Here is a 13,427-nt window from a genome sequence, read left to right as displayed (position 1 = left end):
TTTGCTTCTACAAAATTAATTTTGATGTCTCGTTTACCAATATTAATGTATCATAATGTTTGTGCTGATTTATCATCTGCTAAAAACCTAACAATAGCAGTAGAAACTCTTGAGCAACATTTTAAGTTTTTGGCAGATAATGATTATAAAACGTTTCATTTTTCTGAATTAGAGGCACTAAAAAAAAATAAGTCTTTACCTAAAAAAAGTGCTATCATTACTTTTGATGATGTTTATGTTAATCAACTAGAATTTGCCTATCCTTTACTAGAAAAATATGGTTTAAAAGCGAGCTTTTTTATTCCGTTTGCTTATGTAAATGGAATGGATTTGTGGAACACAAATTTAGAGAACATCATGTCTGTTGAACAGTTAAAATCATTAAATTCTGAGGTTGTAGAATTAGGTTTGCATTCATTTAAACATAAAAAATATAATGAATTATCTAATGAAGAGGTGATCCAAGATTTTGAATCTTGTCAGCAATTTATTTATGAGCATAAATTAGAAGTTCATAATGTTTTAGCATATCCGTATGGAAAATTTCCTAGGAAAAATCCTGAGAAATTCACGTTTTTTAATACTCTAAATAACTTTAATATTGCTTATGGTTTGCGTATAGGAAATAGAGTTAATCAGTTTCCGTTTAAAAACAATTACCAAATACAACGCATAGATATAAAAGGGGAAGATACTTTAGCTAAATTTAAACTTAAACTTCGTTATGGTAAGTTAAGGCTATTTTAATCCTTTTTGCTGCAAAATAAGTTTTGCATATCTAGAAAATACGCCATACGCATTAACACTAGCAACAGCCAATCCAGGAATACCATCTAAAAAACCACCTTTAATTATATAACTACTAAAAAAGCGATAAAACGGTTTAAATGCTAAATGAAAACAAGTAGCCTTTTTGTTTTTTTTAAATAGTTGATTGGCTTGAAACCATGCGTAACTATCTTTTTTGCCTATATAATTTGATAAGCCTTTATATGTAAAATGCAACACAGGATTTTTTAACTTTCCAATAGTACCTTTTACAATTAATTTTTCATGAACATCGCCTTCAAAATGACACAACTCTCGTTTTACTAATCGCGTTACATCATTATCGTGATGATACAAGAAACGATTCATATAAAAATGAGGAAAGTTTAATTTATAACCAGAATGTTTAGGGTTATTTATAGTATTTAAAATTTCAATTTGTAAGGTGTTAGTAATACGTTCATCTGCATCTAAAAATAAAACCCACTCATTAGTAGCAAAGGTTAATGCATGATTTTTTTGGCTTGAAAAATCATCAAATTTTCGTTGTGTAATGATGCAATTAAATTGTTTAGCAATTTGCAACGTGTTGTCTAAACTAAAAGAGTCTACAACTATAATTTCATCAGCAAATTTTACCGAATATAATGCGTCTTCAAGATAGTGCTCTTCATTATAAGTTGGTATGATTACAGTTAGCTTTGGCATAAATTATATAAAGCGTAAAATTAATAAAATAACTTTATATTTGCTTATTGTATGACAATAGATACTTCAATTATAATAAGCACGTATAACTCACCTAAATGGTTAGAAAAAGTGCTTTATGGATACAATAATCAGACTTATAGGCAATTTGAAATTGTTATTGCAGATGATGGCTCTAAACAAGAAACTTTTGATTTAATTGATAAATTAAGAAAAGAGGTTTTTTATAATATCGTTCATGTATGGCATGAAGATAATGGGTTTCAGAAATCGCAAATTTTAAATAAAGCTACAGTAAAATGTAGTACACCTTATATTATTATGTCTGATGGTGATTGTATACCAAGAATGGACTTTGTAGAGCAACACGTAAAGTATAGAGAAGAAGGTTATTTTTTATCTGGAGGCTATTTTATGTTGCCTATGAATATTTCTGAAGCGATTACAAAAGAAGATATTTATAACGGATATTGTTTTGATGTAAGTTGGCTAAAAGCCAATGGCCTAAAAATGTCATTTAAAAACAATAAATTAAGAACAAAAGGATTTATGTCATGGCTGTTAAATACAGTAACGCCAACTAATGCAAGTTGGAATGGGCATAATGCTTCTGGTTGGAAAAAGGATATTGTTGCAATTAATGGTTTTGATGAACGTATGCAATATGGCGGACAAGATAGAGAGTTGGGAGAACGCTTATTTAATTATGGTATAAAAAGTAAACAATTTAGATATACAGCTGTTTGTGTGCATTTAGATCATCCTCGTGGTTATAAGAATCAAGAATCTATTGATAAAAATCTGAAGATTAGAAGCGAAACTAAAACGCAAAATAAAAAATGGACAGATTTTGGTATTCTTAAAAAGTAAACAGTTCTGTTTATGAGTTTTAATGTTTCAGTAATAATTAGTACATACAATCAGCCACAATGGTTAGAAAAAGTGTTGTTTGGTTATGAGCAGCAATCTATTGACTCTTTTGAAATTATTATTGCAGATGATGGTTCTACAAGTGAAACTAAAACGCTAATAGAAAAATTTAAAAAGCAATCACATTTAAAAATTAACCACGTTTGGCATGAAGATAATGGTTTTCAGAAAACAAAGATTTTAAATACATCGATACTAGCTTCACAATCTGACTATTTAATTTTTACAGATGGCGATTGTATTCCGCGACAAGATTTTATTGAAAAGCATTTAAGTTTAAGAAGAAAAAACCACTTTTTATCTGGAGGATATTTTAAACTGCCTAAATCAATTTCTAATAGTATTACTAAAAATGATATAGTAAGTCAAGATTGTTTTAATAAAGAGTGGTTACTTAACAAAGGCTTAAAAAAGACTTTTAAACTAAATAAGTTAACAGCTTCTGGATTTAAAGAATGGTTTCTAAATACAGTGACACCAACTAAGGCAACTTGGGATGGAATGAATGCATCGGGATGGAAAGAAAATATTCTTGCTGTTAATGGTTTTGATGAACGCATGCAATATGGTGGCGAAGACCGTGAGCTAGGTGAGCGTTTAATGAATAATAAAATTAAGGCAGTACAAATACGCTATAGCGCAATTTGTTTGCACTTAGAGCATAGTAGAAGTTATATAAATGATGAAAGCTTGATAAATAATAAGAAAATAAGATTAGATACAAAAAGACTTAAAAAAACGTGGACAGATTACGGAATCTTAAAAGCTTGATTATAGTTTTTTATAAACTCCAATTTTCCAATATGTTTTTTCATCATTTGTTTTTACAGTTACAAAATCTAATTGCTTTAGAGTATCTCTTTCAAAATATTCCCAACAGCCTGTACCTTCTCTATAAATTGATGTTATTAGAATTCCGTCAGGATTTAAACTATTAATCATTGTTTTTAAAACATTCTCCTTTTCTGTATTATGGATATAGTAAAAAGCTTCATTGAAAACAATAATATCAAATTGCTTTATAGGTTTAAACGTGTGTAAATCGGCAACTATAAATTCTGAATTTTGAAACTTTTTTTTATTAGCTTTTTTAATAGAAACACTTGAGAAATCCATACCTAAAAAGTAACTATACTCTAAATCAATAATTTTTTCGTTTAAAACGCCTTCACCAGCACCAAGATCCATAATTGACGGATTTGCTTTTCCGTAAGTTTTTATAAAACTAATAATTTGCTTGTAACGAACAGCTTCAGTGTGGCTTTTTAAATTGTCCCAACGTCCACTTTTATATTGTTTATTCCATCGTAACTTACGTCTCCAATTGTGAAACTTATCTATAATATTCATTTACTATGCGTTTAAGTGATTTTCTAAAAAAGGGGTTAACTTTTTTAATATCATTTCTGGTGTTAGTTGTTTGTATAATTCATGCGGATTTTCTTCAATTTTTTTACGTTCTTCAAAAGTGAATTCATTAAATAGATTTGGTTTTTCTTCTAATAGATGTGTTGAGACATGAAATTTGCCATCTTCAAAACTAGCCCAGTGATCCTTATTTACATAAGGAGAAAATATTGTAAACGTAGGTTTGTTTAAGGCCTTAGCAATGTGCACAATTCCACCTTCATTTGCAATTAGCATATCACATGCATTCATTAAACAAATAAAATCTCTAAAATCTTTTTCATAAATATCTAAAATGATTGCTGTTTTTTCATGGCATAAATCATATATTTTTAGGGCTTCTTCTTTTTGATGAGGCGCATAGTTAAAAAGTATATTTACACTGTATTTACTAGCAACATAATCTATAAGTTCAGCAATATACTCATAAGGCATAGATTTTTGAGGCGTGCTTCCAAGTACACCAAACATTATTACTGGTTTGTTGTATGATGCTAATTTATTGTATGCTTTTTCTTCTTCAGTTAAAAATAATTTTGGATTATAATCAGGTGTTTTTAAATCAAAAACTGAAGAAATAAGATTAATTCTGTCTTCAATTGCTTTTCCGCAAATCTTTGTTTTATGATCTAAAAAACTAATAGGATGTGTGTAAAAAGGAAGTTTTAAAGTTTTGTGTTTTCGTTTTAAACCAATACGATATTTTGCCTTTGAAAACAAGCACATTAAGCGACTTTGAAATTTTGCATAAGGATCAAAAATAATATCATAATTCTGTTTTTTTACCTTACGAATGGCTTTAAAAAGATTAAAAATATTTTTTAGACTCTTATCATTTGCTTCGATAACAAAATCAATATTTGGATTGTTTGTTAAAACTGAAGCTGTATAATCGTAAACAAAATAGTCTATTTTACTATCTGGAAATACTTGTTTTATATTATTGGCAATAACCGAACTAATTAAAACATCACCAATACGTTTATTCTGTATTACAAGTATTTTTTTCATATTCATTTCCTATAGAGAGAAGGAATTTTCAATTTAATTTTAAGTAACTGCAAAGTATTATAATTTCTACTTTTATTAAAATTTCATTTCATATATCTTTGAAAAATATGAGTAAACCAAAACAAGTTGTACATGTACATTCTAATTATCAATCAATAGAGTCTGATATATTAAAATGTATACAAGATTTTAGCAACAGTGGAACCACTATTTTAAAAGGAGATAGAAACGAAATTAAAAGTTTTAATATTAATGGCGAAAAAATTAATATAAAATCGTTTAAGATGCCTAGCGTATTTAATGCGTTTGTATATAAGTTTGTTAGAGAATCTAAGGCAAAGCGTTCTTTTAAATATGCAGAAAGGCTTATTTCGTGTAATATATTAACGCCTTTTCCAATTGCTTATATTGAAGAGTTTACAAGTTTTGGACTTAAGAACAGTTATTATATAAGCAAACATGTTGATTATGATTTTGATTTTAGAGATTTAATACATCAACCAAAGTTTAAGGATAGAATTAATATTTTACATCAGTTTACGCGCTTTACTTTTAAGCTTCATGAAAACAATATAAATTTTTTAGACCACTCACCAGGTAATACATTAATTGTTAAAAAAGAGAATAACAACTACGATTTTTATTTAATTGATCTAAATAGAATGACTTTTGAGACGATGAGTTTTGATAAGCGTATGCATAATTTTAGACGTTTATGGTTGTCAAAAACAATGGTAAAGATTATGTCTGTAACTTATGCCAAACTTTATAATAAAACTTATGATCAAGTACATCAGCTAATGTTAAAACATAGCAGAGGTTTCCAAAGAAAAATCAATAGTAAAAAGTTAAGACGTTCTGGTAGAAAAATAAAATTTAAATCTTAAACAGCAACGTCATATTCACGTAAAGCATCATTAAGAGACGTTTTCTTATTAGTGCTTTCTTTTCGTTTTCCAATTATTAAAGCACAAGGTACATTATAGTCTCCTGCAGGGAATTTTTTAGTGTAACTGCCAGGAATTACTACAGAGCGTTCGGGAACAACACCTTTCATTTCAACAGGCTTATCGCCAGTAACATCAATAATTTTGGTACTCATCGTTAATACCACATTTGCGCCTAAAACGGCTTCCTTTTCTACACGAACACCTTCAACAACAATACAACGCGATCCTATAAAAGCACCGTCTTCAATAATTACTGGAGCAGCTTGTAAAGGTTCTAAAACACCACCAATACCAACACCACCAGAAAGATGTACATTTTTACCAATTTGTGCACAGCTACCAACAGTAGCCCAAGTATCTACCATGGTACCTTCGTCTACATAAGCTCCAATATTAACATAACTAGGCATTAAAATGGTTCCTGAAGAAATATATGCACCATGTCTGGCAACAGCATGAGGTACAACTCGAATGCCTTTGTCTTGGTAACCAGTTTTTAACGGAATTTTATCATGATACTCAAAAATACCAACCTCAAAAGTTTCCATTTTTTGAATAGGAAAATACAATACAACAGCTTTCTTTACCCATTCATTTACTTGCCATCCATTTTGTGTTGGCTCTGCAACACGCAAAGTACCTTCGTCTAAAAGAGCTACAACTTTTCTAATTGCTTGTATGGTTTCAGTTTCTTTTAATAAGTCTCTATTATTCCAAGCATTTTCTATAATTTGTTGTAAGTCTTTCATGTTAAGTTTATAAAATTTTTTACAAAGATAATGCTATAATCCATTTAATAAATCTTCAAGAAATAAATTATTCTCTAATTATGTGACTTACCAAAAATGATAGTGTCTTAATTATAGATTATTTCAAGTTTAGTAGGTTTTATAATCATACTGAGAACTTTAATAATTAATAGCTAATTGTAAAACTCTCCTTATTATTAGGGGAGTTTTATTTTTTTGTGACTTTTTTATAAGTAGTGTGTCTTATTAATATATAACATGATATATTTAAGTAGAGGGTAAATACTATCATGGATTTTATTAATAGATGATTATTTTAAAACTCTTCTTTGACCTACAAAGAAGAGTTTTTTTTATTGTATTAACTTTGTAAACTATGGGAAGACTTTTAGCAATAGATTTTGGGACCAAACGTACAGGAATTGCGGTTACAGACGAGCTTCAGATTATAGCTTCTGGATTAACCACCGTAGACACTAAAGAGTTGCTAAACTTTTTAAAACAATATACAAGTGAAGAAAATGTTGAACTGTTTGTTGTAGGTGAGCCAAAACAATTAAATAACCAAGCATCTCAAAGTGAAGTAGCCATTATTCCATTTTTAGAAAAATTAGCTAAAGCAATTCCGAGTATTCCTGTTGTTAGGGTTGATGAACGTTTTACCTCTAAAATGGCTTTTCAAACAATGATTGATAGCGGATTAAAAAAGAACCAGCGAAAAAATAAAGCATTGGTTGATGAAATAAGCGCAACCATTATACTACAAAGTTATTTATATAATAAAGCGTAAAATTTAAAAATCACAATAAGTATTGTATTTTTGCATCCGAAAAATAGCAACACATGATTTTACCTATAGTCGCTTATGGTGACCCAGTTTTAAGAAAAAAAGCAAAAAACATTACTAAAGATTATCCTAAGTTAGATTTGCTTTTAGATAATATGTACGAGACCATGTATGGTGCTTTTGGTGTTGGTTTAGCTGCGCCTCAAATAGGATTGCCAATACGTCTGTTTTTGGTAGATACTGAGCCATTTGCAGAGGATAAAGACTTTACCGAAGAAGAGCAAGAACAGTTTAAAAACTTTAAACGTACGTTTATTAATGCAGAAATTTTAGAAGAAGAAGGCGATGAGTGGGCATTTAACGAAGGCTGTTTAAGTATACCAGATGTAAGAGAAGATGTATTTAGACAACCTAGAATTAAAATACAGTATCAAGACGAGAATTTTGAAACACATATAGAAGAATTTGATGGTCTTATAGCTCGTGTTATTCAACATGAATATGATCATATTGAAGGTATTCTATTTACAGATAAACTATCATCATTAAAAAAACGTTTAATAAAAGGAAAGCTGTCTAATATTTCAAAAGGAAAGATTAGAGTAGATTATAAAATGCGTTTTCCTGCAATGAAAAAGAAACGTTAAATAACAATATACTATTAAGGCAAAAATATATATTTGCCTACTTTTAAAATAAGACGAATTAATTTATGAGCTTAGATAAAATATTATCCATTTCTGGAAAACCAGGGTTATACAAAATCATTACGCAAACTAGAGGAGGCTTTGTTGCAGAATCTTTAATAGATAAAAGAAAAATTACAGTAAATATACATAATAATATAAGTGTACTAAGCGAAATAGCGGTATACACACTTAGTGAAGAATTACCGCTTAAAGACGTTTTAAAGAAAGTTAAAGATAAAGAAAACGCGCAACCAACATCAATAAGTCATAAAGATTCTAAAGATACATTAGAAGAGTATTTCTTTGAGGTATTACCAGATTATGATGAAGATCGTGTGTACCCAAGTGATATCAAAAAAATTATACAATGGTATAATTTACTTCAAAAACATGATATGCTTGATGCTCTAGAAGATTTAGAAGAAGTAGCTTCTGAAGAAGAAGAGTAAGTCATTTTACATCGTTAATATATTGTTCATAGAAAGGTCTTATAAAACTTTTTACCTATCTATATAGTCGTATTTTTGATATTCAAAATATGAACTATGACAGATAAAACACAGCAATTAAAAGCATTTGAACGTTTGCTTATCATCATGGATGAATTGCGAGAGCAATGTCCTTGGGATAAAAAACAAACCATGGAAACACTGCGCCATTTAACTATAGAAGAAGTGTATGAGCTTGGTGATGCTATTTTAGATAATGATTTAGATGAAGTTAAAAAAGAGCTTGGTGATGTATTACTTCATATAGTGTTTTATTCTAAAATTGGAAGTGAAACCAATAATTTTGATATAGCAGATGTTTGCCATAGTATTTGTGATAAGTTAGTAGAACGTCATCCACATATTTATGGCGATGTAAAGGTTGAAAACGAAGATGATGTAAAACGTAATTGGGAACAGATAAAACTTAAAGAAGGCGGAAAAACAAGTGTGCTGCAAGGCGTTCCTAAAAGTCTACCAGCAATGGTAAAAGCAAATAGAATACAAGATAAAGTATCTGGTGTTGGTTTTGATTGGGAACAACCAGAGCAAGTTTTTGAGAAAGTTGAAGAAGAGTTACAGGAACTAAAGGTTGAGATTAAAAATGGTAATCAAGATAACATAGAGAATGAATTTGGAGATGTTTTATTTTCAATGATTAACTATGCACGATTTTTAAATATTAACCCAGAAAATGCTTTAGAGCGTACAAATAAAAAGTTTACTAAACGATTTCAGTATTTAGAACAAAAAGCAAAATCGTTAAATAAGCAATTAGCAGATATGTCACTCACTGAAATGGATGTATTTTGGGAAGAAGCGAAGCAATTGCCATAATAAGTAATTAGAAAATGTTTTTACTACCTCGTAATCCAAACCTGTAAGATAATACGTATATATTTTATAAAGAAACTTGAAAATAGTTTCATTATCATAAGTAGGTTGTCTTAATCAATCATTTATAAAATATAGTTAAGACACAAATTTAGTTTAGTTAGGGACAAAATCCTATCTGTGTATTCAGATAGGATTTTGTATGTAGTAGTATTTGTAAAGGATAAAATATTAATACATATCCTTAATCTTTCTTAGTTTTTGTTCCCAAACAGTTAAGCTACTTTTATGGTTTTCGATATTCTTTAAAACATCTTTAACTAAAGGGTTGTTTTCATCAACATTTGAGAAAAACTGAAGGTTGTTTTCTAGTTGATTGATGTTACCTTTAACTTCATCAATCTTTTTTCTAATATAATTATGTTCGTTATCTAAAAGACGTGTATCGTTTGGTTGAGATAAGTTTTCTAATTTATTTTCAAACTTAAGCATCTCCAATTTAGCTTTGTCCATGTCTAATTTTCCAAACAAACCGTCTAGAACTTTATTGAATTTTTGATCTATATAACGTTTGTTTGAAGGAATGTGACCAATGGCTTTCCAGGCTTTAATATTATCTTTAATAACTTGTATGTCTGCTTCTGGCTTGCCAGACAACTCAATAGCTTTTACTTGGTCTAAAAGTTTTACTTTTTGTTCGTAAGCTTCAATTTGTTCTTTGTTTGCAGCATTTCTTTTGGCATGAAGCTTATCAAAATAATGATTGCATGCAGATTTGAATTGTTTCCAAACCTTGTCACTGTCTTTTCTTGGTACATGACCAATTTTTTTCCAATCACTTTGAATTTTTTTCATCAAAGGTGTTACTGTAGAAAAATCGTCATTATCCTTATTGTCTTCGGCAATTTTTATAAGCTCTAATTTCTTTTGTAAATTCGAGAACTGGTCTTTTTTTAGACCTTTATAAAAAGCATTTTTATTTTTATTAAAAGCTCTTACTGAAGTTTTAAATTTTGCCCAAGTTGCCTCGTTTACTTTAATAGGAACTTTACCGGCATTAAAAAACGCTTCTCTTAAAGCTTCAATAGATTTAATCTTTTTTTGCCAAGCTTGATGTGAGTTTCCGTTATCTTGAGTTATAGCGTCTATTTTGCTTATAATGTCTTCTTTACGGGCTAAATTAACCTCGTAAGCTTTATCTAAATCGGCATAATAGGCTTGACGCTTATCATGAATTGTTTTTGTAGCGCTACTAAAACGATTCCAAATATCGTCTCTGTGTTCTTTAGCAACTGGACCTAAATCTTCTTTCCAAAGTTTATGTAAAACCTGTAATTCTCTAAAAGTTCTATTTACGTTATCATCTTTAGCTAATTCTTCGGCACGCTCTATAATTTTAAGTTTTTGATCTAGATTGTGTTTAAAATCCATATCACGTAAATCGCGATTAAGGTGTAAAAAATCGTAAAAAATCTCTACATGGTGATGGTAAGTGTTCCAAGCATTATTGTACTTATCTCTTGGTATTGGACCAGCATTTCGCCATTGTTCTTGTAAATCTTTAAAGTGTTTATAGGTTGTATTTATGTTTTCTTCAACATTTATAAGCCCTTTAATTTCTTCAATGATATGTAAACGATTATCTAAATTAGATTTTAAATTAGACTCTAAATCTTTATAGTAAGCACTTAAACTTGTTTTATAATCTTTATATATAGAATTGAAGCGTTTTTTTAAAGGTGTAGAGTAGTAGAAGTCAATTTCGTTTCCGCCTTCATTAATAAACTCTTCTTTCTTTTGCTCTAAAAGCTCTCCGAATTTTGAATTAAATTCAGATTTTATCTCATCTACATGAGATTTTATAGTTTGTATTTTTTGATGTTTTACTAAACTTTCAAACTCATCTGCCAATTGATCCATAGTCATGGCATGATAATCTTTTGTTTCTAGACTATGACGCTCGCTATTGCTTTCATCTTCTGCATCTTCAGCATTTGATTCTTCAATCTCTTCTACATGTGTATCAGTGCTTTCGTTTGTAGTTTCTACAACTTCATCTTCAACTTTTGCTTCACTTTCTGTTTCGTTTTCAGTAGTGACTTCTGCTTCTACAACATCTTCTGTAATTGTGTCTACTTTTTCTTCAACTTTTGAAGCTTCAGCGTCGACATTTTCACTAATATTTGAAGTGTTATTTTCTTCTGTAGTTTTAATTTCCTCTTTGTGTAATTCTACGTTTCCATCTGCATTTTGCAGGTTATCTTTCTCAGACATCGTTACAATGTGTTTATGTTAAAAAGCTAATATAGTAACAAGCGACTGATTTACAAAAGAGAAACTCTATTTTGGATGTTTTTTAAGATAACTTCCAGATTTTCCATGCTTTTTCGGCTTGCAGTTCTAACATTTCTAGTCCATTGCATGTTGCAGCACCTTTAATTTCACCGCAAATTAAAAATTTGGTGTGTGACGGATTGTATATTAAATCGTACAAAATATGCTTATCTGTAATGCCATCATAAGGAATGTCTGGGCATTCATTTACATTTGGGTGTGTTCCGATAGGCGTGCAGTTTATGATTATTGTATACGAAGCAATAATTTCTGGAGTTAAATCTGAATACAAAAATTTAGCCATTGTATTTTGTGACCTAGAAACATAATCAAAATCAATTTTTAGTTTTTTTAATGCATAAGCAATGGCTTTTGATGCGCCTCCGGTTCCTAATATTAAGGCATTTTTGTGATGTGGTTTTAAATAGGGTTGAATAGATTTTTTAAACCCATAATAATCGGTATTGTAGCCTTTTAATCTTCCTGTTTTTGATATAGTAACGGTGTTTACTGCACCTATTTTTCTAGCTTTTTTGTTAATGTCATCTAGAAAGGGAATGATTTGCTCTTTATACGGAATTGTAACATTAAAACCTTTTAAATTTGAGTTGTTTTTAAGTATATCTTTTAGTTTTGAAATTTCATCAATATCAAAATTGACGTATGAATAAGGCAGGTTTTCATTTTCAAATTTAGCAGTGAAGTGTGCTCTAGAAAATGAGTATGAAATGTTTTTTCCTAAAAGACCTAATTCAGGCATTCGCTTTTTTAGTTTTTTGTCCATACCATTCTAAGGCTAAAACAATTAATATTCCAATAACAATACAAAGTAAAGCAATATAAGTTTCGTTATTTAATTCTGGTAGAAATCGTTTATAATTAGATACAATTTTATTGCCTGCAGAATCTAAGATGTAAGTTCCATCTTCGGTAACTTTAAAGATTGTTTTTTTCCATGGCCATACTACACCAAGAGAACCAACTATAAATCCTATAATTGTTGCAGTAGTAATGCTTTTATAATGTTTTAGGATGTAACTTAAAACATGCGAAAATGTAACCAAGCCAACTACAGAGCCAAGCGTAAATGAAGCTAAAACTTTGAGCATTCTAATTCTTTCTAAGTTGCTAGTAAAACTAAAATCACCTATAAAAATATCTGAAAATGTATCATAAAGTGCATTTACAGCATCTACAAGAAGTAGAACATAGTTTCCTAATAGAATAAGAATAAACGATCCAGAAAACCCTGGTAATGTCATGCCAGAAACACTAATAATTCCGCAGAAAAACACGAAAATAAGGTTATCATTTTCCATAGCTGGATCAAGAAAGCTAATACTTATACCTAATGAAATACCAATTACTAACGATACAATAGTTTTAAAACTCCAGTCTGTAAAGTCTCTATTGATATAATATATAGAACCGATAATCATGCCAAAGAATAGGCTCCATACATAGAGTTCATAATGCACTAAAAAGTAATCGAGAATCTTAGAAACACTAAAGTAACTTATTAGCATTCCTGAAAGTAGTAATGCTAAAAACCTGCCATTTATGTACTTAAAAAAACTTTTAAATCGCCCATTAAAAAGAAGCTTAAAAGCTGTTTTGTTTACACGTTGTAATGAAAAGATAAACTCTTCATAAAAGCCAGCAACAAAAGCTACTACACCACCAGATACGCCAGGAACTTTATTAGCGGCTCCCATGCCTAAGCCTTTTATGATTAGGAAAATTTTATCTTTTAATGTTCTGGTTGCTTCCAC

At 29.6% G+C, this 13,427-nt stretch carries 15 protein-coding genes; 8 read left to right on the top strand and 7 right to left on the bottom strand.

Annotated elements, in window-relative coordinates; translation table 11 throughout:
- Positions 1–24: 24 nt before the first annotated feature.
- Positions 25–747, top strand: a complete 723-nt coding sequence (locus tag BXY80_RS11265) for a polysaccharide deacetylase family protein (protein WP_120201984.1) — start codon at positions 25–27, stop codon at positions 745–747.
- Here the strand turns inward: BXY80_RS11265 and BXY80_RS11260 are convergent.
- Positions 739–1,476 carry a glycosyltransferase family 2 protein gene (locus tag BXY80_RS11260; RefSeq protein ID WP_120201982.1) on the bottom strand — a complete coding sequence of 246 codons (738 nt, stop codon included), beginning with the start codon at positions 1,474–1,476 and terminating at the stop codon, positions 739–741. The genes BXY80_RS11265 and BXY80_RS11260 overlap by 9 nt on opposite strands.
- A gap of 51 nt (positions 1,477–1,527) precedes the next feature.
- On the opposite strand from BXY80_RS11260, the gene BXY80_RS11255 reads away from it, so the two are divergent.
- Together BXY80_RS11255 and BXY80_RS11250 are read left to right on the top strand one after the other, a co-directional pair.
- Positions 1,528–2,346: a glycosyltransferase family 2 protein gene (locus tag BXY80_RS11255; protein ID WP_120201980.1), complete on the top strand. Its 819-nt coding sequence runs from the start codon at positions 1,528–1,530 to the stop codon at positions 2,344–2,346.
- 12 nt (positions 2,347–2,358) lie between these two features.
- On the top strand, positions 2,359–3,177 hold the full coding sequence (locus BXY80_RS11250) for a glycosyltransferase family 2 protein (RefSeq protein WP_120201978.1): 819 nt from the start codon (positions 2,359–2,361) through the stop codon (positions 3,175–3,177).
- On the opposite strand, the gene BXY80_RS11245 is transcribed toward BXY80_RS11250, so the two are convergent.
- The gene (locus tag BXY80_RS11245; RefSeq protein WP_120201976.1) at positions 3,178–3,756 is read right to left on the bottom strand and encodes a class I SAM-dependent methyltransferase; all 579 of its coding nucleotides are present in this window, start codon (positions 3,754–3,756) and stop codon (positions 3,178–3,180) included.
- 3 nt (positions 3,757–3,759) lie between these two features.
- Positions 3,760–4,824, bottom strand: a complete 1,065-nt coding sequence (locus BXY80_RS11240) for a glycosyltransferase family 9 protein (protein WP_120201974.1) — start codon at positions 4,822–4,824, stop codon at positions 3,760–3,762.
- 107 nt (positions 4,825–4,931) lie between these two features.
- On the opposite strand from BXY80_RS11240, the gene BXY80_RS11235 reads away from it, so the two are divergent.
- The gene (locus BXY80_RS11235) at positions 4,932–5,711 is read left to right on the top strand and encodes a lipopolysaccharide kinase InaA family protein (RefSeq protein ID WP_120201973.1); all 780 of its coding nucleotides are present in this window, start codon (positions 4,932–4,934) and stop codon (positions 5,709–5,711) included.
- Here BXY80_RS11235 and BXY80_RS11230 read toward each other — a convergent pair.
- Positions 5,708–6,523 carry a 2,3,4,5-tetrahydropyridine-2,6-dicarboxylate N-succinyltransferase gene (locus tag BXY80_RS11230; RefSeq protein ID WP_120201971.1) on the bottom strand — a complete coding sequence of 272 codons (816 nt, stop codon included), beginning with the start codon at positions 6,521–6,523 and terminating at the stop codon, positions 5,708–5,710. The two genes, BXY80_RS11235 and BXY80_RS11230, sit on opposite strands and share 4 nt — an antisense overlap.
- 376 nt (positions 6,524–6,899) lie before the next feature.
- Between BXY80_RS11230 and ruvX the strand changes: the two genes are divergently transcribed.
- From ruvX to mazG, 4 genes are all read left to right on the top strand, one after another.
- Positions 6,900–7,313: a Holliday junction resolvase RuvX gene (gene ruvX, locus BXY80_RS11225; protein ID WP_120201969.1), complete on the top strand. Its 414-nt coding sequence runs from the start codon at positions 6,900–6,902 to the stop codon at positions 7,311–7,313.
- A 53-nt stretch (positions 7,314–7,366) separates the two neighbouring features.
- Positions 7,367–7,957 (top strand): peptide deformylase, encoded by a 591-nt coding sequence (gene def, locus BXY80_RS11220; RefSeq protein ID WP_120201967.1) that lies wholly within the window; start codon positions 7,367–7,369, stop codon positions 7,955–7,957.
- Positions 7,958–8,022: 65 nt separating this feature from the next.
- Positions 8,023–8,448 (top strand): DUF5606 family protein, encoded by a 426-nt coding sequence (locus BXY80_RS11215; protein ID WP_120201965.1) that lies wholly within the window; start codon positions 8,023–8,025, stop codon positions 8,446–8,448.
- 96 nt (positions 8,449–8,544) lie between these two features.
- The gene (gene mazG / locus BXY80_RS11210) at positions 8,545–9,324 is read left to right on the top strand and encodes a nucleoside triphosphate pyrophosphohydrolase (RefSeq protein WP_120201963.1); all 780 of its coding nucleotides are present in this window, start codon (positions 8,545–8,547) and stop codon (positions 9,322–9,324) included.
- A gap of 228 nt (positions 9,325–9,552) precedes the next feature.
- On the opposite strand, the gene BXY80_RS11205 is transcribed toward mazG, so the two are convergent.
- The 3 genes from BXY80_RS11205 to BXY80_RS11195 form a co-directional block, all read right to left on the bottom strand.
- On the bottom strand, positions 9,553–11,595 hold the full coding sequence (locus BXY80_RS11205) for a DUF349 domain-containing protein (protein ID WP_120201961.1): 2,043 nt from the start codon (positions 11,593–11,595) through the stop codon (positions 9,553–9,555).
- An 82-nt stretch (positions 11,596–11,677) separates the two neighbouring features.
- The gene (locus tag BXY80_RS11200) at positions 11,678–12,439 is read right to left on the bottom strand and encodes a shikimate dehydrogenase family protein (RefSeq protein WP_245977273.1); all 762 of its coding nucleotides are present in this window, start codon (positions 12,437–12,439) and stop codon (positions 11,678–11,680) included.
- Positions 12,408–13,427 (bottom strand): DUF368 domain-containing protein, encoded by a 1,020-nt coding sequence (locus tag BXY80_RS11195; protein ID WP_120201959.1) that lies wholly within the window; start codon positions 13,425–13,427, stop codon positions 12,408–12,410. Before BXY80_RS11195 ends, BXY80_RS11200 begins: the two co-directional genes overlap by 32 nt.

The organism is Ichthyenterobacterium magnum, assembly GCF_003610635.1.
GTDB classification, from domain to species: Bacteria; Bacteroidota; Bacteroidia; order Flavobacteriales; family Flavobacteriaceae; genus Ichthyenterobacterium; species Ichthyenterobacterium magnum.
This window is presented reverse-complemented; position numbering and strand designations above follow the sequence as displayed.